Origin of the sequence: Phytohabitans sp. LJ34 (assembly GCF_052068095.1) — a bacterium.
Classification (GTDB): domain Bacteria; phylum Actinomycetota; class Actinomycetes; order Mycobacteriales; family Micromonosporaceae; genus Phytohabitans.
Genome location: NZ_JBQHDG010000005.1, coordinates 239553 through 259889 on the forward strand (window position 1 = coordinate 239553; position 20337 = coordinate 259889).

The window sequence follows — 20337 nt, forward strand, 5'->3', positions numbered from 1 at the left end:
CTAACGACGCCTGGGCTTCTTCTTCTCCGGCTCGGGCCAGAGCGGGGCGGCGACTGATGCCTGACCGCGGGCCGGCTCCGGTGTCGCGGCCGAGTCGGTGGCCGGCGCGGAGTCGGAGACGTAGGCACGGGCCGGTGCGTACGCGTCGTCTTCGAGGTCTCCGCTGGACGCCTGCGCCGGCACAGGCACGCGATCCACATCCGTCTCCGGCTCGCGGTCGGTCTCCGGCTCGGGCTCGCGGTCGGCCCTCGGCTCCGGCTGGTCTGGCCATTGCAGGAGTGCCAGCTCTTCCTTCTGCCGTGACTCGCGGCGCTGGCTGATCGCGGTCACCAGGACTGAGCCGGCCAGGCCGGCGATCACCGCGTACGGCGCGAGCAGGTGTGCGGAGAGCTGCTCGGCACGGATGCCGACGAGCGTGGGCGCGGCCAGGAAGTACGCCGCCGCGACCAGGAGCGGGCCGACGCCGCCGGACACCGCGGTGCCGACCCTGCCGTCGAGCCGCTTGGCGGCCGGCCACGCGGCGAGCGCGCCGATCACCAGCGCCGAGCCGAGGGTCAAGGCCGCGCCGGGCAGGTAGATATTGCGGAACCAGAAGCGGTCGGCGTCTGAGGTGATCTGCCAGACGCCCAGCTGGGCGGAGGCGAGCCCGCGCCCGGTGGCGACCCCGTCGATCACGGCGATCACGGCGAGCAGCCACAGCCAGCTCGCGGTGGCGATGACGTTGGCCGCGACCGCCCGGGACGCCACCGCCCAGAGCGCGACGAGCAGCCCGACGATCACACCGATCGCGGCGTATCCCGCGGCGATGGTCTGCGGGGTGAACGTGTCTGCCCGAGCCGCCTCGCGGGCCGGCACGGCGACCAGCGCCACCGTCGCCAGGGCGCCGACCGCGGCGGCCACGGCGATCGCGCCCCGGGCAAGTGCGCTGGACAGCGTGTCTCTGCTGTCCACTATGGAGGCACTCATCCGGTCGGCGCAGATTGCCCCGATGATCGTGGACGTGGCCGCGATCCAGGTCGCCCATGCCAGGCTGGCCACCCAGGTGGCCTCGTTTCCGCCGTTGGGCGACGGCAGCCACGCGATGATGCCGAGCCCATAGCCCAGCCCCAACTGCGCGGCGCTTGCGCCTGCGGCGATGCCGATCGCGGTCGCGATCGATCCTCCCCAGCCTCGAACGGCCATGCCGGGCAGCGTAGCTTCCTTGCGCTATCGCGTCTGTGCGGGGCGACGCGCCACCGGGCGAATCGCCCGATAAGTTGACCGCGAAGAAAGTACTCGCCGGGGAGGACGACGCCATGGCCGACGACCGCGATACGGACGGTCCTGGTCCCGACTCCGATGACGCTCCCGATCAGACCCGGGAGTTCGACCCGTTCGCGGACGAGGAGCCGGCTCCGGCGGCTGGCACCGACCCCGACCGGACGACTCAGCTCCCGGCGGCCGGCGACGAGACGAGGCAGATGCCCGCGGCCGACGAGACCAGGCAGATGCCCGCGGCCGACGAGCCGGAACAGCCGGCCGCCTGGTCTGGTCGTGCGGGTGTGCCACCACCGGACTCGACCGTCGTGCGCGAACCGGTCCCCACCGAGTGGGCGCCGCCTGAGGACGGCGGCGGCAAGTGGTGGATGCCGATCGTTGTCGGGATCGTGGCGCTGCTCCTCGTCGGCGCCCTGATCGCGGGCATCTGGCTGATCTACAACGCCAACAAGGTGGAGCCCAGTCCGACGCCTTCGCAGTCACCGACGCCGGCGCCGACCTCCGCGCCCGCCACCTCGGCCGCGCCGACCACCAGCCCACCGCCTCCGCCGACGACCGCGCCGGCCGATGTACCGGTGCCGCCGCTCGCCGGGCTGACCAGCGAGCAGGCGCGGGACGAGCTCGACCGGCTCGGCCTGAGCTACCGGCTCGTGTACCGGCCCGCGGAGGAGCCGGCCAACACGGTGATCGAGACGCAGCCGGAGGAAGGGGCGGTCGTGCCGCCGGGCACCGAGATCACTTTGGTGATCGCGAGCCCGCTGACGCCCACCGCCGCACCCACGGCCACGCCGACCGTGGAGCCGACCTCCTGAACAAGGGCCGCGTCACCAGCGACGGCGGCGCAATCCCACCATCGTGAGGCCGATGGCGGCCAGCCCGAGCCCGATAAGGCCTGAGTAGATCAGCGTCTGGTGGTACCTGCCGGCCGGCGTCGAGTCCGCCTCCAGGGCCTGGCGCGGCTCGGCGACCGCACTCGCTGTCGGCTCCGGTGTCGGTGTCGGCTCGTCGACCGTCTCACCAAGGTCAAGGTCGTCGTCCGGACCGGCGGCCACCGGGTCGCGTTGCGGCGGGTCCACAGTGGTCGCCCCTGGCCCAGGTCCGCTCGTCGTGCCACTCGGGGTTGGCGCGTCCGGCTGCTCGTCCGGCCCGGTCGGGTCTGGTGCCGGCCCGGTGCTCGTCGGTGGACCGGTCGGGGTACCCGGTGTCGGGTCGGTCGGGTCGCCAGGAGTTGGTGTCCAGCCGGCGCCGGGTGCCGGGTCGGTCGTGGGCGTCACCGGCGGCTCCCAGTCGTATCCGCCATCCGTCCGGGCCGGAAGTGGCGCGCCCGGATGGGGCCAGTCGTCGCCCGGTTCGGGCTGTTCACCCGTTGCCTGGCCGGAGCCGGGCCAGGACGGATCCGTCCAGTGGTGGTAGAGGTGCCAGTCGTCCGGCGGACCACCGGCGGAGCCGCCGCTCGGGGCACCCGGTGAAGCGCTCACCGCCGGCACGACCCCGTGGGGCGGGCCGTCGCCGGCCGCCGAGGTGCCATCACTGGCCGGGCCGACCGCCGGCCCACCTCCCGCGGGGCCGCCGTGGCCGCCGCTGCTCTGGCCGCTCGTGCCCCGGCCACCCGGGCCTACGCCGTCCGGGCCTTGACCGTCTGGGCCTTGACCGTCCGGACCTACGCCGCTCGTGCCCTGGCCGCCGGGGCCTGCGCCGCCCGCCGGCTCGCCGTCGGCGAGGATCGCCGAGTCGCTGGCTGGCTGGCGCCCGTCGGCGGACGATGCCCCGACCGGCCTGCCGCCGGTGACGGCGACCGCGAGGCTCGTCAGCATCACGCCGAGGAGCAGGACGCGCAGGCTCAGCCCACGGGTGGAGTAGGGATGCCGAGATGCCGGCTGTAGCTCGGTCGGCTCAGTGATCATGCCGTCCCCCAGGCTCGGGGTCCGGATCACAGGCGGGGTCGGCGGGTGTCTTCGAGTCTAGGCGAGCGCGCGGGCGGCCGGACGGTGAACGGCCAACCCGTCACCGCGACCGCGCGCGCACCCCCGCGGGCCGAGCGGCGGGGTGCCGCGCATTGCGCTGGCGGATGTCCGGGGCGGACCCGACCGTGCGCAGGCCACTGATCTTTACGAAGATCGACCTGCGCTCGACGGCCTCGCCGCCGCCATTGAGCTCGTAACCGTCGAGCCAGACCCAGCCGTCGTAGGTGGGCCAGTCGTGGACCCTGATCACCCGAAAGAGCATCGGATCGGCGAACTGGACGCTCGCCTCACGGGTCACATGGAGGACGTCACCGGACCGGGGTAACACATCGACTCCTGTCCCAAAACTGCCGATTTCAGCCAAAGTTTGCCGGACTATGTGCTTCGCGGCTCACCTCGGGGGTCACCCGCTGGGTGTGTCTCCGCCGACGCCGGACTACGCCCCTGGCTGCGGCGGCGCCGCAACCTGCCCGGCTGGCTGGAGACGGTAAGTGACCCGAGCCATACGGACAGGGTGCACCATGAACATGATCAATGCAAGTTGCAACTTCGGGCCGATCCGGTCTGGTCATCCGAGGGCGGATCGTGGCTTGATGTCCCGCTCGGAAACGCGCAAACTGAACGCGGTGACCGGCCGACGTGCCGGTGCCTTTGCATGTCAGCGCGAGCGAACGATACGCCCCGCGTAACCGCGGACCGGGTTCGCCGCGATGTCGCAGCTCCGTCATAGCATGCGTCCGCCGTGACGGGTACCCGTGACGCCGAATCGCGACAGACTCGCTGGCCCTTGGGGACGCAACTTGCGGAGGTGACCCCGTGACGGAGCGTCGGAGTCCGACAATTCGCCGCCGACGGCTGGGAGCCGAGCTGCGCCGCCGGCGTGAGGCTGCGGGAGTGACGATCGAAGGTGTCGCCGAGCGTTTGGAATGCTCTGCGTCCAAGGTGTCGCGAATCGAAACCGGCCACACCACGGCCACCCCCAGAGATGTCCGCGACATGCTCGAGATCTACGGCGTCCGCGGCGACGAGTGCGAAGAACTCGTGCAGATCGCTCGTGAGGCCCGGCAGAAGGGCTGGTGGCACGCGTACAGCACGGTGCTCACCGGTGCCTATGTAGGTCTCGAGCAGGCAGCGGAATCGGTTCGAGCCTACGAACAGCAGGTGATGCCCGGGTTACTACAGACTGAGGAATACGCGAAGGCAATGATCCGTGCCGCACGGCCGGACATCACGCCTGACGAGGTGGAGCGCCGGGTACGTGTCCGGCTCAACCGTCAGTCGTTACTGACACAGGAAGACCCGGTCGACCTGTGGGTGGTCCTCGACGAAGCCGTGCTGAGTCGCCCCATCGGCGGCGATGACGTCATGTGCGCTCAGCTGGAGCGACTCGTCGGGGCCGCGGAGTTACCCAATGTGACACTTCAGGTTTTGCCCTTCGAGGTCGGCGCGCATGCCGGCATGGACGGTACCTTCACAATCCTCAGCTTCTCGGAGCCCAGCGATCCGGGGGTGGTTTTTGCCGAAAATGCCACCGGAGGACTGTTCTTGGAGAAGAGTGAGGAGTTGCGGAAGTACATGTTCATTTTTGATCACATCCGCGCCGCGGCCCTCCGCCCGGAGGAGTCCGTGGCACTCATCCGAAAGTTGACAAAGGAGCCGTTGTGGAAGTCGAGACAAAGGGGTTCCGGCTGGACCTGAGCCGCGCTGTGTGGCAGAAGAGCTCGCGGAGCGGTCCCAGCTGCGACAACTGCGTCGAAGTGGCTTTCGTCGACCAGGCGATCGCCGTGCGGGACTCGAAGAACCCGACCGGTCCGGTGCTGATCTTCACGGCTGACGAGTGGGACGCATTCGTCGGTGGCGCCAAGGACGGCGAGTTCGACCTCGGCTGACAGCACTCCGTTTCCTTTAGTGGTCTGGCGGGAAGGCGTGGCCCTCTAGCCCACCGACGGAGCGGATGGCGCAGTCTGGCGCGCAGCCGTGTCGCCATGCGTAGTGGCGGCGCGGCTGTGCGCACGCGCCCTAAAGGCGCGCGTCTTTATATGTATGACGTTATCCGTACCGTGAGTGAGTATACGGTAGCTCGCGCGCAGTAGCCAGAGTCGCGAGCCAATAAACCTCGTTGTACCGGTCATGACGATTGGACCTGACGAGCGCGCGAATGGCCCGGTGAGCACCCAGGAGCGGTTTCCGCCGGAGCCCGTCGACCGGTACGCGACGGCGCCGGCCGGGTATCGCACGGACGGGCGCGACGCCCTGGGCGGGCGGGACGCGATGCCCGTGCGCGAGGCGCACCCGGGTGAGCGCCTGGCCCATCCTGGCGAACTGGGCCACCACGGCGACCTCGAGCCCGAGCACGACCTGCCGTCGCACGGCCGTAACGGCTCCGGCGGGCTCGACCTCTCCGGTCTCACCGAGCCGGTCTTCTCACCGGCCGCCTGGCTGGACGGCCCGGCCGGCACGCTCGCCGATCATCCGCTGCTGCGCGGCCTGCTCCTGGAGCTCCCGCCAAAGGGGACCGTGCCGCCGCCCGGCTGGCTGGACCGCTGGTTCGAGGCGGCCCGGTCCATCCTGGAGCTCCTCTACCTCCAGCAGAGCGGTCGCCAACGATAGGCGCCGGTACCTATCGCCGGTGATATAGAAAGTTCAACATCTGTCGCTGGCTGACATAACCACATAACGTCTCCCCCGATCGGCAAACATCTCTGCCCGATCCGGCCGTCACAAGCGGCCGGACGGCCGCGGACGTGGGGCCGGTCAGAGGGGAGGACGGGAGATGACACTCCCGCGTATGCGTCGCCGCCTGGCGACGCTCGGCATGGCCACCGTCGGTGTGACGGTGGCCGTCGCAATGGCGGCGCCGCCGGCGCTCGCGCAGGAGCCGTCCGGCGCGATCCGCAACGCCGGTGGCGACACCGCCATCGCCGACAGCTACATCGTCGTGTTCAAGGACAGCTCGGTCACCCGGGCGGGCGTCGACAAGGCCGCCCGCGACCTCGCGGCCAAGCACGACGGGGCGGTCGGGCGTACGTACCGCGCCGCGCTGCGTGGCTTCGAGATCAAGGCCACCGCCGCCCGCGCCGCCCGCATAGCGGCCGATCCGGCGGTGGCGTACGTCGAGCAGAACCACACGGTCCGGATCCAGGACACCCAGAACAACCCCCCGAGCTGGGGCCTGGACCGCATCGACCAGCGCAACCTGCCGCTCAGCGGCTCGTACACGTATCCGTCGACCGCTCCGACGGTGCGCGCGTACATCATCGACACCGGCATCCGGTTCAGCCACAGCACGTTCGGCGGCCGGGCGACCAGCGGCTTCGACGCGGTCGACGGCGGCAGCGCGGACGACTGCAACGGCCACGGCACCCACGTGGCGGGCACGGTCGGCGGGTCGGCGTACGGCGTGGCAAAGGCCGTGCAGCTCGTCGGCGTCCGCGTGCTCAACTGCGGTGGCAGCGGCACCAACGCCCAGGTCATCGGTGGCATCGACTGGGTGACCGCCAACGCGGTCAAGCCGGCCGTGGCCAACATGAGCCTCGGCGGCGGCGCGAACTCCGCGATCGACACCGCCGTTCGCAACTCGATCAACTCCGGTATCACGTACGCGATCGCGGCCGGCAACGGCGACCTGCTGGGCCGGCGGGTCGACGCCTGCGGGGTCTCGCCGTCCCGCGTCGCCGAGGCGATCACGGTGGGCGCCACCCAGAACAACGACGCCGCCGCGAGCTTCTCCAACTTCGGCACCTGCGTCGACATCCTGGCGCCGGGCGTGGGCATCACCTCGTCCTGGTACACGAACGACACCGCGACGAACTCGATCAGCGGCACGTCGATGGCCACCCCGCACGTGGCCGGCGCCGCGGCGCTGGTGCTCGCGGCCAACCCCTCGTGGTCGCCTACCCAGGTGCGTGACTACCTGGTCAACAACTCCACGCCCAACGTGGTCACGAACCCGGGCACCGGTACCGCGAACCGGCTGCTCTTCGTGGTCAACGACGGCACGCCGCCGGCCAACGACTTCTCCGTGTCGGTGTCGCCGACGTCGGGCTCGGTCGCGGCCGGCAGCTCGGTCACCACGACCGTCAACACGGCCACCACGGCCGGCTCGGCGCAGTCGGTGAGCCTGTCGGCCAGCGGCCTGCCGGCCGGCGCGTCGGCGAGCTTCAGCCCGGCGTCGGTCACCTCCGGTGGCTCCTCGACCCTGACGATCTCCACGACGGCCTCGGTGACGAACGGCACGTACCCGATCACGGTCACCGGCACGGGCGCGGCCGGCACCCGGACGGCGACGTACACGCTGACCGTGACCGGTGGGAGCACCGGTAACTGCACGGGTACCAACGGCACGGACGTGGCCATCCCCGACCTGAGCACCGTGACCAGCACGATCACCATCGCCTGCGGTCGCAACGGCTCGAGCAGCTCGACGGTGGCGGTCAACATCGTCCACACCTACCGTGGCGACCTGGTCATCGACCTCGTCGCACCGGACGGCACCGCGTACCGGCTGAAGAACAGCTCCGGTTCGGACAGCGCCGACAACGTCAACGCGACCTACACCGCGAACCTCTCCAGCGAGGCGGCGAACGGTACCTGGACGCTGCGCGTACAAGATGTGGCGCTCTTCGACACCGGCCGCATCGACACCTGGACGCTGACTGTGTAGTCGGCTCGCGAACCCGACCTGGGGAGGTCGGCGGGGCTCCCACGCCGCTGGGCGTGGGAGCCCTGTTGCGTCAGAGGGTGCGTAGGTGGAAGCCGCCGTCGACGTCGATGACCTGGCCGGTGCTGAACGGCAGCAGGTCGGTCGCCACGGCCACCACCGCCTTGCCGACGTCCTCCGGCCGGCCCCAGCGGCGGATCGGCGTGAGCCCGTGGTTGAAGATCAGATCGTCGTACTTCTCCCGCACGGTCCCGGTCATGTCCGTCTCGATCACGCCGGGCCGGATCTCGTACACGTTGATGCCGTGTGGTGCGAGCCGCGTCGCGTAGAGCTGGGCGACCATCGCGAGGCCGGCCTTGGTGACGCAGTAGTCGCCGCGGTTGGTGCTCGCCGCGTACGCGCTGATCGACGAGATGATGACGATCTTGGGGTTGCTCAGCGTGCCGGCCTCGACCTGCTCGACCATGTGGCGGGCCACGAGCTGGGTGAGGAAGTACGGCCCCTTGAGGTTGATCGCTACCAGCCGGTCGAAGGACTCCTCGGTGGCGTCGAGGATGTCGGCGCGGACGTCGGGCGCCACGCCCGCGTTGTTGACGAGCAGGTCGATCCGGCCGAACGCGCCCACCGCCTCATCGACGAGCCGCTGCCGGTCGGCCGCCTGCCCGATGTCGGCCTGCACCAGGTGGGCCCGCTGGCCGGCCTCGGCGACTCGCTCGGCCACCTCCTTGGCGGCGGACGCGTTGCGGGCGTAGTTGACGACCACGTCGTACCCGGAAGAGGCGAGAGCGAGCACGACGCCGCGTCCGATGCCCCGCGAGCCGCCGGTGACGACGGCGGCGAGGCTCATTCCGGGCTCCCGAAGAATGTGTAGTACGGCTCGTCGCGCGCCACCCGCTGCACGTAGAGCGCGAGCTCGCGGGCGTGGTAGTCGCCCCACATGCTGGACTCGCCGTTGGGGACCCGCTGGCCCTCCGGCACGTGGTCCCAACCGTTCGGGCGGTGGTAGACGGAGTGGAGGATCAGGCCCTGGTGGCGGGCGTCCGTGCTGAGGTAGGGCTCGCCGAGGAGCGTGTCGCACACCGTCAGGCCGGCCTGCCAGTAGCGCCGGCCCTCGTCGGCCCGTCCGCGGCCGATCAGGTAGCGGCCGAGCCGCAGCAGGCCCTGCGCGCCGATCGCCGCGGCCGAGGAGTCCACGGGCTCGTGCGCGTTGTACGGGTCGGCCGGCCGGTCGAGGTAGTCGCCGAGGTGCACGAGGCCGGGGGCGCCGGTGTCCCAGTACGGGATGCCGTCGACCGGAGTGTGCGCGAGGTAGAAGTCACATGTGGCCATTGCCGCCTCGAGCATCGTGTCGGCGAGCCCTTCTGGCGCGTCCTCGACCGTGTCGAGCCACTCCAGCTGCTCCGGGAAGCCGAGCATCGCCCAGGCCAGCCCGCGCGTCCAGGTGCTGAAGGGTGAGTAGCCCTGCTGGGTGCTCGGGCACCGGTAGCTGCCGTCGTTGACGTTGAAGATCGACTCGTGGGCCGTACGCCCGCGGATGTCGTAGGTGTCCCGGCCCTCGCCGTAGAAGACGTTCCACCGGGCGGTGTTGGTGGCGTGCTGGGCCAGCCGGTCGAGCAGCGAGATCCGCTCGTCCCGCTCGCCCATCAGCACGTGGCCCAGCTGGTGGGACACCGCCAGCGCCCGGCAGGAGCGGATCGTGTCGACGAAGAGTGACTGTGGCCCGTTGAACGAGTAGATATAGCCACTGCCGTCCGCCGTGTCCCGCCACCGGGCCGCCTGTACCGCCCCCGTGATCTTGAGAGCGAGCTCGTAGAAGTGGAGGTCGCCGTCGTCGACGCGGCCCTCCCGGGTGAGCCGCCACAGGTTGCCGTACGTGCTGATGTTGTTGAACCCGTGGTCGTGCACGCCGATGTGGCTCACGTGGCTCGCCATGACCTGGACCGTGAGCTCCCGCCCGAGATCCAGGAAGCGCCGCTCGCCGGTCGCGTCGAACTGGAGCAGCGCCGAGCCGTACTGGAAGCCCTGGGTCCACTCCGTCCAGCCACGGGCGGTGTAGCGGCCGTCCACGGTGAACACGGGCGAGGGGGAGCCGGGTGGGCAGGTCTTCTCTATCGAGTCGAGCTTCTCCGCCGAGGCGTCCCAGAGGCGCTCGATCTTGGGCAGCAGTCCGGCGGGCTCCAGCCCGTCGTCGATCCTCATCATGCGCCCAGCATAGGAAAGCGCATTCCTATAACGAAAGGCTTGCAAAAGTTTTGAGGGCCCGTCCGCCTGGACGAGCCCTCAAAATTAACCTGGTGGGGAAGGGGGGAGTTGAACCCCCACGCCCTTTCGGGCACACGGACCTGAACCGTGCGCGTCTGCCATTCCGCCACTCCCCCGGACCAGGGGTATCCCCTGGACACGATGCGGCCACATATTACGCTGTGCGTGGCTGCACCCGCGAGCAGGTTACCTGCCCGTGGCGCGTGGGAAGAGTAGCACGGCAACACCGGCCACCCGAGACAGGCCGGCAGCAGGCCGGTACGTCGGTGCGCAACCTGCGCGTGCGGCGGCCGGATACCATCATGTCCTCGGAACCCGAGGAGGAGCCGGTGAGCGTGCTGCAACGCTTCGAGAAGCGGTTGGAAGGCCTGGTCGAGGGGGCCTTCGCGAAGGTGTTCAAAGGGGTAGTCCACCCGGTGGAGATCCTCAACGCCATGCAGCGGGAGGCCGAGGCGCACAAAGCGATCCTGGCCGGTGGGCGCACCCTTGTGCCCAACCGCTACGTGATCGATCTTTCGCCGTACGACCACAGTCGGCTCGCGCCGTACGCGGCCGCGCTGGCTCAGGAGCTCGCCCAGTCGCAGGCTGAGTTCATCGGCGAGCAGGCGTGGACGGTCTACGGTGACGTCATCGTCGAGATCGAGCGCGGTGACGGGCTGGACACGGGCATGTTCCGTGTTACGGCCGAGGTCTACACCGGTGGCGAGGTGGCCCCCGTCCAGCAGCCGGCGTATGACGCGCCGGCGCCCCCCGCCTATCCCCCGTACGACCAGGCACCCGGTGGCTACGGCCCTCCGCCGCAGCATGGCGGTGGCGGGCGCAACGTGCGCCTGGTCTCCGGCGATGGGCGCACCTATCCGTTGCAGATGGGTTCGACCGTCATCGGCCGGGGTGACCAGGCCAACCTGCGCCTCCCCGACGTCGGCATCTCCCGCCGCCACGCCCGGCTCGACTTCGACGGTGCCCAGGTGGTGCTCACCGATCTGGGATCGACCAACGGGACGATGGTCAACGGTCAGCGCGTGTCCGCCGTGGCTCTCAACCCCGGTGACATGATCCAGCTCGGAACGACCACACTCACGTTCCGAGTGGATGGCTAAGGACGTTGCCTGAGTTCGTCCTCACCGTTGCCCGGTTCGGCTTCCTCATCCTGCTGTGGATCTTCGTGTTCACAGTGGTGGGAGTCATCCGCCGGGACCTGTTCGCCGGGGCCAGGAGCAGTCGCCTCGTCGCCGCGCCGCGGGGGGTTGGCGCGTCGACGGGGCACTCCCGCCCGGCGAAGGTGAAGCGGGGCCGCGCGGCACATCAGCTGGTGGTCACCGCCGGCCAGCTGGCCGGCACCCGCATCACGCTCGGTGAGGCTCAGATCACCATCGGTCGAGCCGAAGACTCCACCCTGGTGATCACCGATGACTATGCGTCCGCTCGACACGCCCGGCTCGTCCCCCGCGCCGGGCAGTGGTTTATCGAGGATCTCGGCTCGACCAACGGCACCTACCTGGATCGCGCTAAGGTCACTGGACCAACCCCCGTACCCCTCGGCGTGCCGATCCGCATCGGCCGCACTTCTCTTGAGTTACGGCCATGACTCTCACCTTGCGTTATGCGGCTCACAGTGACCGCGGTCTGATCCGGGACGGAAACCAAGACTCCGTCTACGCCGGTCCGCGCCTGCTCGCCGTTGCCGATGGCATGGGCGGCATGGCCGCCGGTGACGTCGCCAGCAACATCGTCATCGCCGCGATGGCTCCCCTCGACGAGGACGTACCGGGCGATGCCCTGGTCGACGCCCTCCGTGGCGCGGTCGACACGGCCAACCAGCAGCTTCGCGACACCGTCGACGCCAATCCCCATCTGGAGGGCATGGGCACCACGCTCACCGCGGTGCTCTTCTCCGGCAGCAAGATCGGGATGGTCCACATCGGTGACTCGCGGGCCTACATGCTCCGCAACGGCGAGTTCAACCAGATCACCAAGGACGACACGTACGTCCAGATGCTGGTGGACGAGGGGCGGATCAGCCCGGAGGAGGCGAGCAGCCATCCCCAGCGCTCGCTGCTCACCCGGGCGCTCGACGGCCGCGACATCGACCCGGAGTACTCGGTCCGTCAGGTGCTGCCCGGCGACCGCTACCTGATCTGTAGTGACGGCCTGTCCGGCGTCGTCAGCGCGGAGACCATCGCGGAGACGATGACCGAGTTCGCCGACCCCCAGCAGTGCGTCGAGCGGCTCATCCAGCTCGCCCTGCGCGGCGGCGGGCCCGACAACATCACCGTTGTCGTCGCCGACGCCACCGACCAGGACATCCTGGAGGCCGCCCCGATCGTCGGCGGTGCCGCCGCCCGCGACCGCGGCATGGCGACGTCGGCCGACGAGTCGACACCCGCGGCCCGCGCCTCGGCACTCCAGGCGGCGGTGCCCCGCGCGGCCGCGCCGGAGCCGAGCAACGGCTCCAACGGCGGCGGCCACCACGACGAGCCCGACCGCCCGCGCCGCCACCCGGCCCGCACCGCGCTGCTGCTCGCCGGCCTCCTCGCCATCCTGGGCGGCGGCCTGTGGGTCGGCTGGAGCTACACCCAGCGGCAGTACTACGTGGGCGCGACCGACGAGGGCCAGCTCGCCGTCTTCCGCGGCGTGCCGGGCCACATCGCGGGGCTCAGCCTCTCGAGCGTGCACGAGACCAGCGGCACCCGGCTCGACGACCTCACCGTGGTCGCCCAGGATCGGGTCAAGCAGGGCATCCAGGCCGACGACGAGCCCGACGCGCAGCGCCGGCTCGCCGAGCTGACGTCCGACACGCCCGCCAACCCCAATCTGAAGCCCACGTGCCCGCCCACCCCGACGCCGTCGACGAGCCCGAGCGCCAGCCCGTCGCCGACTACTCCGCCGCCGGCCACTCCCGCCACTGCCTCCGGTGCCCCGCGCACCACGCCGCCCGCTACCAGCTCACCCGCCGGCTCGGGACCGGCCACCACGCCTGACGCCCCGCCCACCGACTCGGACCCGCCGGTCGACCCGACCGGGTGCCGAGCGGCGGACTGACCCGTCCTCGATACAGGAACCGCAGGGATTTAGTCGTGACCGCCCCAGCAGTGCCGGCACCCACGCCCGCTACCACGGGTGAGATGCCCCGTGTCCGCGAGTCGAGCGGCCGGCGCAATGCTGAGCTGGCGCTGCTGATCTTCGTAATGCTGCTGGTGCTCGCCTACGCGGCGACGGTCGAGGCGACCGCGCTAGACACGATCACCAGCGACTTCTGGGTGCCGGTCGCGCTGGTATCGGCCGTGTTCCTCGCCCTGCACGTGGTGATCCGCTTTCTCGCGCCGTACGCCGATCCGGCGATCGTGCCCGCGGTGGCCCTGCTCAACGGCCTCGGCGTGGCGTTCCTGCGCCGCATCGACCTCGCCTTCGCCGAGGCGAACGAGCGCGCAAACCTGCCGATCTTCTCCGGCGTCGGCGGGCGGCAGCTCGCCTGGACCCTCATCGCGGTGGTGCTCGCCGCCGGGCTGCTGATCATCGTGCGCGACCACCGGGCCGTCTCCCGGTACGCGTACACGCTGGGCCTCGTCGGCATCGTGCTGGTGATGATCCCGGCGGTGCTGCCCGGGCGGTTCTCCGAGATCAACGGCGCCAAGCTGTGGATCAAGCTGGGCGGCTTCCAGATCCAGCCGGGTGAGTTCGCCAAGCTCGCCCTTGTCTCGTTCTTCGCCTATTACCTGGTGCGCAAGCGTGAGGTGCTCTCGCTCGCGAGCCGGCGTTTCCTCGGCATCGACTTCCCGCGCGGCCGCGACCTCGGGCCGGTCGTCGCGGTGTGGCTGCTCAGCCTCATGGTCCTCGTCTTCGAAAAGGACCTGGGCACCGCGCTGCTCTACTTCGGCATGTTCGTCGTGATCCTGTACGTCGCGACCGAGCGGGTCAGCTGGCTGATCATCGGTCTGCTGCTCTTCTTCGGCGGCGCCTTCCTTGCGTACACGCTGGGCGCCAGCGTCGGCGGGCCGTTCGCCAACTTCTACCAGCGCGCCGAGATCTGGTTGGACCCCTTCGCCGATCCGTACGAGGACGGCTTCCAGATGGTCCAGTCGCTGCTCGGCCTCGGCACCGGCGGCCTCTTCGGCGCCGGGCCTGGCGGCGGCCAGCCCAACAAGATCCCGCTCGCGGTCAGCGACTTCGTCTTCGCCGGGCTGGGCGAGGAGATCGGCCTCTTCGGCCTCTCCGCCCTCCTGGTCGTCTACCTCCTGATCGTCGAGCGTGGCCTCCGCGCCGGCCTGGCCGTGCGTGACTCGTTCGGCAAGCTGGTGGCCGGCGGCCTCGCGTTCACGCTGGGCCTCCAGGTGTTTGTGATCGTCGGCGGCGTCACCGGCCTGATCCCGCTCACCGGCCAGACCACGCCGTTCCTCTCCGCCGGCGGTTCTTCGCTGATGGCCAACTGGTTGATCATCGCGATGCTGCTACGGATCTCCGACGCCGCGGGCCGCCCGGTCACCGGCGCCTCCGGTGGTCGCGCGAGCGGCCCCGGCGGTGGTGGACCTCCGGCCCAGCTGCATGGCGCCCCGACGGAGGTGATCAGGTCGTGAATGCTCCGCTGCGCCGCGCCGGCGTGGTCGTGATGATCCTCTTCGGCCTGCTCTTCGCCAACCTCAACTGGGTGCAGGCGTACAAGGCCGACGACTACCGCACGAGCCCGTACAACGCGCGCGTCCAGGTCGACGAGTACAACCGCCCGCGTGGCGTGATCGAGGTGGGCGGCAAGGCGCTCGCCGAAAACAAGGTCACCGACGGCGAGCTCAAGTACCTTCGCACCTACCCGTTCAAGAGCAAGTACGCGCACGTCATCGGGTACAAGCCGGTCAACATCGGGGCCACCGGCATCGAGCAGGCCGAAGACGACTTCCTGTCCGGCACGAGCGACCGGCTCTTCGCCGACCGGTTCCGCGACATGTTCACCGGCGAGGACACCGCCGGTGGCAACGTCGTGCTGACCCTCTCGACGCGTGCCCAGGACGCGGCGATCCAGGGCCTGGCCGACAATCCGGTGGGCTCGACCCGCGGCGCGGCGATCGCGCTCGACCCGAAGACCGGCGCGATCCAAGCGCTCGTCTCGATGCCGAGCTTCGACCCCAACCCGCTGGCCAGCCACGACACGCAGGCGGCGCAGGCGGCGTACGACAAGCTGAACGCCGAGAAGGAGGGCCCGCTCAAAAACCGGGCGCTCGGCGAGGTGCTCCCCCCGGGTTCCACGTTCAAGGTGATCGACGCCGCGGCGGCGCTGGAGGCCGGTCTGACGCCGCAGACTTCCATCAAGGCGGGTCCGAGCTACACGGCGCCGACGTCCGGCACCCCGATTCGCAACTCCGTCGCCAGCACCTGCCCCGGGGCACAGGTCACGCTCCTCGAGGCGCTCACCGACTCGTGCAACACCGGCTTCGCCCGCTTGGCGGTCGAGCGGATCGGCGCGGAGAAGCTCAAGGAAAAGGCGAAGGCGTTCGGCTTCGAAGACACCGGCCTCAAGGTGGGCAACCTCGACGGCGGCGGGCTCCCGGTGGCGGCGAGCCGCACCGGCGACATCCAAAACCCGGACGGCAGCGAAGACAAGGCCGCGCTGGCGCAGTCCGGCATCGGGCAAAACAACGTGCGGATGACCCCGCTCCAGGGCGCCATGATCGCGGCGACCGTCGCGAACGGCGGCGAGCGGATGCGCCCCTACCTGGTGCAGCAGCTACTCGGCCCGGACCGGCGCACGATCGGCACGGCTTCGCCGAAGAAGCTCAACAACCCGATCTCCGGCGACGTCGCCGCCGACCTACAGCAGATGATGGTCAGCGTCGTCGAAAACGGCACCGGCAAGCGGGCCCAGATCGACGGGTTCACGGTCGGCGGCAAGACCGGAACGGCACAGGATGGGGATGATGAGCGCGACCACGGGTGGTTCATTGGCTTCGTGCTGAAGGATGGCGAGCCGATCTCCGCGGTCTGCGTGCTGCTGGAGCGGGCGGGCGTGTCCGGCGGTAGCTCCGCCGCGGCGGAGATCGGCGGGCAGATCATGCAGGCCGTGATCCGCGACCGGGGGGCCGACTGATGCTCAGCCGCGGCGTCCTGCTGGGCGGTCGCTACCGCCTCGACGAGCGCATCGCCAGTGGTGGCATGGGCGATGTGTGGCGCGGCACCGACGAGGTGCTCGGCCGCACCGTCGCCGTGAAGATCCTGCTCCCGGCCCTGCTGGAGGAGCCCGGCTTCGCCGAGCGCTTCCGCGGCGAAGCGCGCACGATGGCGACCATCAACCATCCGGGCGTCGTAGACGTGTATGACTACGGCAGCGATCAGCAGATCGCTTTCCTGGTCATGGAGTACGTCGAGGGAGATGCCCTGTCGCGCACGTTGAGCCGGGTGGGCCGGCTCACACCGGCCCGCACGATGGCGTTGGTCGCCCAGGCTGCCGACGCGCTCCAGGCCGCCCACGAGAAGGGCATCGTCCACCGCGACGTAAAGCCGGGCAATCTTCTCGTACGCCCCAACGGCACGCTGGTGCTCACCGACTTCGGCATCGCCCGCTCCGCGATGGTCGGGCAGCTCACCGCGGCCGGATCGGTGCTGGGCACGGCGTCGTACATCTCGCCCGAGCAGGCGGCGGGTGGCACCGCCACGGCGGCGTCGGACATCTACGCGTTAGGCGTGGTCGCGTACCAATGCCTCTCCGGTCACCGCCCATTCGAAGGCGACAATCCGCTCGAAATCGCCATGAAGCACGTGCGGGAGCAGGCCCGTCCGCTGCCCGGCGACATCCCGCCCGCGATCCGGCGCATCGTCGACCAGTCGATGGCGAAGGACCCGGCCGCCCGCTTCCAGACCGCCGCGATGCTCGGGGCGGTCGCCCGCCAAGCTGCGGCGACCCTCGGCGCCGCGCCGCCGAGCCGTCCCGCCTCTCCGCCCGCGCAGCACCCCTCGTCACCAGCGCCAACCTCGTCCCCGGGGCCGGGCAGTACACCCGCCCCGCCGCCACCCCGCACCTCACCCTCGTACCCGCCGGCTCCCGCCAGCCCGGTCGCGGCTCCGCCCGCACCGGTGTCCCAGCAGCCGTACCGGCCAGCACCCGCGGCGCAGGGCGGTTACCGTCCCGGCGCGGCGCACATCCCGCCCAACCGTCCGGTCGTCCCAACCACTGGGCCGCCAACCCGGCCGGGTCAGCCCTACGGCTACCCGCCCGCCCAGCCCGAGGACAGTTCGACCAACCGGCAGATCCTCATCGTGCTGGCGGTGGTGCTCGGGGTTCTGGTGCTGCTGTGCGCCGGCCTCATTTCCTATCTGGTGGGACAGCAGGGCAACCAGAACAACGCCAGCTCGGTTCCAACCGGGTTGCAGATATGGGTGCGCCCGGACGCTCCGTTGGCACGCCCCGTACCGTCGGGTGGGGCAGGCTCTGCAACCCGCCCGGGTGACGCATACACGAGCGAAGGACGACAGACGAGATGACTGCGCAGGCCCGCCTGCTCGGTGGCAGGTACCAGGTCGGCGAGCTGCTCGGCTATGGCGGTATGGCTGAGGTCCACCGCGGCCGCGACCTTCGGCTCGGCCGTGACGTGGCGATCAAGATGCTCCGCACGGACCTCGCTCGTGACCAGACGTTCCAGATGCGCTTCCGGCGGGAGGCGCAAAACGCCGCCTCGCTCAACCACCCGGCCATCGTCGCGGTCTACGACACCGGCGAGGAGATCGCGCCGACCGGCGAGACGCTGCCGTTCATCGTCATGGAGTTCGTCAACGGGCGCACCCTCAAGGAAGTGCTCGCCGCCGAGGGGCGGCTGATGCCCCGGCGCGCCCTGGAGATCTCGGCCGACATCTGCGCGGCGCTGGAGTTCAGCCACCGGCACGGCATCATCCACCGGGACATCAAGCCCGGAAACGTCATGCTGACCCAAAACGGCCAGGTCAAGGTCATGGACTTCGGCATCGCCCGGGCCCTGGCCAGCGGCGCCACCACGATGACGCAGACCAGCGCCGTGATCGGCACCGCGCAGTATCTGTCGCCCGAGCAGGCGCGCGGCGAGGCGGTCGACGCCCGCTCAGACGTGTACGCGGCCGGTTGTGTGCTCTTCGAGCTGCTCTGCGGCCACCCGCCGTTCGTCGGCGACAGCCCGGTGAGCGTGGCGTACCAGCACGTGCGGGAAGACCCGCGGGCGCCGAGCGAGATCAACCCCGAGGTCAACCCCGACATCGACGCGATCGTGCTCAAGGCGCTCGCGAAAAACCCGCTCAACCGTTACCAGAGCGCCCAGGAGATGCGGGCCGACCTGCTCCGGGCAGCGGCCGGCCGGCCGGTCATGGCCACGCCGGTGCTGCGCGACGCCGAGACCGTCGCGATGATGGGCCAGACCGCGGTCACCCGCCCGATCAACGCCGCGGTCACCCGCCCGACCGCCCGCGTCGGTGACCCGCGCCGGCGCAAGGCGTCCGCCTGGGTGCTGGCCGCGCTCAGCACGCTCGGTGTGCTGGCCGTGATCGCCCTGATCGCCGGCCTGATCCTCTCCAACCAGGGCAACGAGACACCGCAGACCACCGTGCCCAACGTGGTCGGCCTCGAGCTGGCGACCGCGCGGGCCAATCTGAGCAACGCGGGCCTCGTCGCCACCACCGGCGACCCCTACTACGGCGACGACTGCCAAAAGGGCACGGTCGCCAAGCAGAGCCAGCCAGATGGCGAGCGGGTCAACCGCGACACCGAGGTCGTCATCAACGTCTGCCAGGGTCCGCAAGAGGTCGAGGTGCCCAACCTCGTCGGCAACACCAAGGCCGCCGCTGAGTCGGCGCTGGCCAAGCTCGGTCTCAAGGCGGACTTTCGGCCGGTAGACAGCGAGGCGCCGGAAGACCAGGTCACCAAGGTGCCAGACGCCGGCAAGAAGGTCGCCAAGGACGCGACGGTGGTCGTCGAGATCTCCCGCGGCAACATCGTGCCGGTGCCCAACGTGGTGGGTGACGAAGTCGACAGCGCCGAGGACGAGTTGCGGCGGGCCGGCTTCGACGTCGACATCCGCAACGGCGAGCCGGCCCCGAGCGCCAGTGAGGCCGGCACCGTGCAGCGGCAGAGCGTGCGAGACAAGGCGAAGAAGGGCACGACGGTCGTGCTGACCGTCTTCACCGAGCCGGAAGAAGAGCCGACCACGCCGCCACCGTCCACACCGACACCGAGCGTGTCGGCTACGCCGGGTCCGTGATCGCTGGCGATTAGGCCTGTGGATAACTCTGTGGGCTGTGGATAACTGCCTACGAGGCGAAGGCGGCCCGGCGGCGCTCCTCGACCTCCGCGGCGAGCGCCGGCGCACGGTCGACCGCGCTCGGCAAGCCGCACGTGGCCAGCCAGTTTGCCAGCATGATGTGCCCGCCCTCGGTGAGCACCGACTCGGGGTGAAACTGAACGCCCTCGATCGGCAGGTCGCGGTGGCGCATCGCCATGACCACGCCGGACTCGGTGTGACCGGTCACCTCGATCTCGTCGGGCAGGGTCGACTCTTCGACCGCCAGCGAGTGGTAGCGGGTAGCCGTGAACGGGTCGGGCAGGCCGGCCAGTACGCCGGCGCCCTTGTGATGCACGTCCGAGGTCTTGCCGTGCAGCAGCTCGGGAGCCCGGTCGACGGTCGCGCCGAACGCGGCGCCGAACGCCTGGTGGCCCAGGCACACGCCGAAGATGGGCAGCGCGCCACCGTACTCCCGGATGACGTCGATGCAGATGCCGGCGCGCTCGGGTGTACCCGGACCGGGTGAGAGCAGGATCCCGGCGGCCCCGGAGCGGCCGACGGCGGCCAGGTCGATCTCGTCGTTGCGCCGCACGTCGCACTCGGCGCCGAGCTGGCCCAGGTACTGGACCAGATTGAAGACGAACGAGTCGTAGTTGTCGATCACGAGGACGCGCATGCCATCACCTTGGTGTCGCGGGCTCTGAAGTGCTGTAAGGGATATCGTGCTCGTCTCCGGTCGAGGGCTCGTCGCCGACCCCCGGCGCACCCGGATCGGCGGGCGCGCCCGGCACGCCGGAGTCTTCGGTCACCTGCACGTCGTCGAAGGGCAGCAGTGGCTCGGCCCACGGGAAGACGACATACCAGAACAGTGCCCCGATCGCGGCGATGAGCACCAGTGAGGTGGCCAGCTTGGCCGGCCATTGGCGAAACGGCAGGTGCCGCCAGATCCACGCGTACACCTTGGCCC

Annotated in this window: 19 protein-coding genes and 1 tRNA gene; 12 read left to right on the forward strand and 8 right to left on the reverse strand. The window is 70.2% G+C overall.

What is annotated here, in order from left to right:
- Positions 1-1182, reverse strand: coding sequence for a hypothetical protein (locus ACTMTJ_RS11100; protein WP_441216067.1), 1182 nt, complete (start codon positions 1180-1182; stop codon positions 1-3).
- 113 nt (positions 1183-1295) lie between these two features.
- Here ACTMTJ_RS11100 and ACTMTJ_RS11105 point away from each other — a divergent pair, with 113 nt between their 5' ends.
- Positions 1296-2069 (forward strand): PASTA domain-containing protein, encoded by a 774-nt coding sequence (locus ACTMTJ_RS11105; RefSeq protein ID WP_441216068.1) that lies wholly within the window; start codon positions 1296-1298, stop codon positions 2067-2069.
- Positions 2070-2081: 12 nt separating this feature from the next.
- Here ACTMTJ_RS11105 and ACTMTJ_RS11110 read toward each other — a convergent pair whose 3' ends face one another.
- Together ACTMTJ_RS11110 and ACTMTJ_RS11115 are read right to left on the reverse strand one after the other, a co-directional pair.
- Positions 2082-3161, reverse strand: coding sequence for a hypothetical protein (locus tag ACTMTJ_RS11110; protein WP_441216069.1), 1080 nt, complete (start codon positions 3159-3161; stop codon positions 2082-2084).
- Positions 3162-3261: 100 nt separating this feature from the next.
- Positions 3262-3549 (reverse strand): hypothetical protein, encoded by a 288-nt coding sequence (locus tag ACTMTJ_RS11115; protein WP_441216323.1) that lies wholly within the window; start codon positions 3547-3549, stop codon positions 3262-3264.
- A 488-nt stretch (positions 3550-4037) separates the two neighbouring features.
- Between ACTMTJ_RS11115 and ACTMTJ_RS11120 the strand changes: the two genes are divergently transcribed.
- The 4 genes from ACTMTJ_RS11120 to ACTMTJ_RS11135 all read left to right on the forward strand — a co-directional run bounded on the left by ACTMTJ_RS11120 (position 4038) and on the right by ACTMTJ_RS11135 (position 7884).
- Positions 4038-4919: a helix-turn-helix domain-containing protein gene (locus ACTMTJ_RS11120; protein ID WP_441216070.1), complete on the forward strand. Its 882-nt coding sequence runs from the start codon at positions 4038-4040 to the stop codon at positions 4917-4919.
- Complete coding sequence (locus tag ACTMTJ_RS11125; RefSeq protein ID WP_441216071.1) at positions 4883-5110, forward strand: DUF397 domain-containing protein; 228 nt, start codon at positions 4883-4885, stop codon at positions 5108-5110. The genes ACTMTJ_RS11120 and ACTMTJ_RS11125 overlap by 37 nt, the downstream gene beginning before the upstream one ends.
- A gap of 241 nt (positions 5111-5351) precedes the next feature.
- Positions 5352-5831 carry a hypothetical protein gene (locus ACTMTJ_RS11130; protein WP_441216072.1) on the forward strand — a complete coding sequence of 160 codons (480 nt, stop codon included), beginning with the start codon at positions 5352-5354 and terminating at the stop codon, positions 5829-5831.
- 178 nt (positions 5832-6009) lie between these two features.
- Complete coding sequence (locus ACTMTJ_RS11135) at positions 6010-7884, forward strand: S8 family peptidase (RefSeq protein ID WP_441216073.1); 1875 nt, start codon at positions 6010-6012, stop codon at positions 7882-7884.
- A gap of 70 nt (positions 7885-7954) precedes the next feature.
- Here the strand turns inward: ACTMTJ_RS11135 and ACTMTJ_RS11140 are convergent, their stop codons facing one another.
- The 3 genes from ACTMTJ_RS11140 to ACTMTJ_RS11150 all read right to left on the reverse strand — a co-directional run bounded on the left by ACTMTJ_RS11140 (position 7955) and on the right by ACTMTJ_RS11150 (position 10259).
- Positions 7955-8728: a 3-ketoacyl-ACP reductase gene (locus ACTMTJ_RS11140; protein ID WP_441216074.1), complete on the reverse strand. Its 774-nt coding sequence runs from the start codon at positions 8726-8728 to the stop codon at positions 7955-7957.
- Complete coding sequence (locus tag ACTMTJ_RS11145) at positions 8725-10083, reverse strand: hypothetical protein (protein ID WP_441216075.1); 1359 nt, start codon at positions 10081-10083, stop codon at positions 8725-8727. Before ACTMTJ_RS11145 ends, ACTMTJ_RS11140 begins: the two co-directional genes overlap by 4 nt.
- A gap of 90 nt (positions 10084-10173) precedes the next feature.
- Positions 10174-10259: transfer RNA gene (locus ACTMTJ_RS11150), tRNA-Leu, on the reverse strand.
- A 150-nt stretch (positions 10260-10409) separates the two neighbouring features.
- Between ACTMTJ_RS11150 and ACTMTJ_RS11155 the strand changes: the two genes are divergently transcribed.
- Genes ACTMTJ_RS11155 through pknB form a run of 7 tightly spaced genes read left to right on the forward strand, consistent with a single transcriptional unit; the run spans position 10410 to position 19349 of the window.
- Positions 10410-11243, forward strand: coding sequence for an FhaA domain-containing protein (locus ACTMTJ_RS11155; RefSeq protein ID WP_441216076.1), 834 nt, complete (start codon positions 10410-10412; stop codon positions 11241-11243).
- Positions 11244-11248: 5 nt separating this feature from the next.
- Positions 11249-11731: an FHA domain-containing protein FhaB/FipA gene (locus tag ACTMTJ_RS11160; RefSeq protein ID WP_173057320.1), complete on the forward strand. Its 483-nt coding sequence runs from the start codon at positions 11249-11251 to the stop codon at positions 11729-11731.
- A complete protein-coding gene (locus tag ACTMTJ_RS11165) occupies positions 11728-13185 on the forward strand; it encodes a PP2C family protein-serine/threonine phosphatase (RefSeq protein ID WP_441216077.1) in 1458 nt (485 codons plus the stop codon). The genes ACTMTJ_RS11160 and ACTMTJ_RS11165 overlap by 4 nt, the downstream gene beginning before the upstream one ends.
- Positions 13186-13220: 35 nt before the next feature.
- The gene (locus ACTMTJ_RS11170; protein ID WP_441216078.1) at positions 13221-14717 is read left to right on the forward strand and encodes an FtsW/RodA/SpoVE family cell cycle protein; all 1497 of its coding nucleotides are present in this window, start codon (positions 13221-13223) and stop codon (positions 14715-14717) included.
- Positions 14714-16219 carry a peptidoglycan D,D-transpeptidase FtsI family protein gene (locus ACTMTJ_RS11175; protein WP_441216079.1) on the forward strand — a complete coding sequence of 502 codons (1506 nt, stop codon included), beginning with the start codon at positions 14714-14716 and terminating at the stop codon, positions 16217-16219. The genes ACTMTJ_RS11170 and ACTMTJ_RS11175 overlap by 4 nt, the downstream gene beginning before the upstream one ends.
- Positions 16219-17610 carry a serine/threonine-protein kinase gene (locus ACTMTJ_RS11180; protein WP_441216080.1) on the forward strand — a complete coding sequence of 464 codons (1392 nt, stop codon included), beginning with the start codon at positions 16219-16221 and terminating at the stop codon, positions 17608-17610. Before ACTMTJ_RS11175 ends, ACTMTJ_RS11180 begins: the two co-directional genes overlap by 1 nt.
- Positions 17607-19349 (forward strand): Stk1 family PASTA domain-containing Ser/Thr kinase, encoded by a 1743-nt coding sequence (gene pknB, locus ACTMTJ_RS11185; RefSeq protein WP_441216081.1) that lies wholly within the window; start codon positions 17607-17609, stop codon positions 19347-19349. The genes ACTMTJ_RS11180 and pknB overlap by 4 nt, the downstream gene beginning before the upstream one ends.
- A 49-nt stretch (positions 19350-19398) precedes the next feature.
- On the opposite strand, the gene ACTMTJ_RS11190 is transcribed toward pknB, so the two are convergent.
- On the reverse strand, positions 19399-20046 hold the full coding sequence (locus ACTMTJ_RS11190; RefSeq protein ID WP_441216082.1) for an aminodeoxychorismate/anthranilate synthase component II: 648 nt from the start codon (positions 20044-20046) through the stop codon (positions 19399-19401).
- A 4-nt stretch (positions 20047-20050) separates the two neighbouring features.
- Entirely contained in the window at positions 20051-20329 is a 279-nt protein-coding gene (locus ACTMTJ_RS11195; protein ID WP_441216083.1) for a hypothetical protein, read from the reverse strand.
- Between the last annotated feature and the right edge of the window lie 8 nt (positions 20330-20337).

Bases quoted from the DNA above. Each gene is read 5' to 3' on its own strand.
- ACTMTJ_RS11100 (WP_441216067.1), bottom strand. From the start codon at position 1,182: ATGGCCGTTCGAGGCTGGGGAGGATCGATCGCGACCGCGATCGGCATC.
- ACTMTJ_RS11105 (WP_441216068.1), top strand. From the start codon at position 1,296: ATGGCCGACGACCGCGATACGGACGGTCCTGGTCCCGACTCCGATGAC.
- ACTMTJ_RS11110 (WP_441216069.1), bottom strand. From the start codon at position 3,161: ATGATCACTGAGCCGACCGAGCTACAGCCGGCATCTCGGCATCCCTAC.
- ACTMTJ_RS11130 (WP_441216072.1), top strand. From the start codon at position 5,352: ATGACGATTGGACCTGACGAGCGCGCGAATGGCCCGGTGAGCACCCAG.
- ACTMTJ_RS11135 (WP_441216073.1), top strand. From the start codon at position 6,010: ATGCGTCGCCGCCTGGCGACGCTCGGCATGGCCACCGTCGGTGTGACG.
- ACTMTJ_RS11140 (WP_441216074.1), bottom strand. From the start codon at position 8,728: ATGAGCCTCGCCGCCGTCGTCACCGGCGGCTCGCGGGGCATCGGACGC.
- ACTMTJ_RS11145 (WP_441216075.1), bottom strand. From the start codon at position 10,083: ATGATGAGGATCGACGACGGGCTGGAGCCCGCCGGACTGCTGCCCAAG.
- ACTMTJ_RS11165 (WP_441216077.1), top strand. From the start codon at position 11,728: ATGACTCTCACCTTGCGTTATGCGGCTCACAGTGACCGCGGTCTGATC.
- ACTMTJ_RS11180 (WP_441216080.1), top strand. From the start codon at position 16,219: ATGCTCAGCCGCGGCGTCCTGCTGGGCGGTCGCTACCGCCTCGACGAG.
- pknB (WP_441216081.1), top strand. From the start codon at position 17,607: ATGACTGCGCAGGCCCGCCTGCTCGGTGGCAGGTACCAGGTCGGCGAG.
- ACTMTJ_RS11190 (WP_441216082.1), bottom strand. From the start codon at position 20,046: ATGCGCGTCCTCGTGATCGACAACTACGACTCGTTCGTCTTCAATCTG.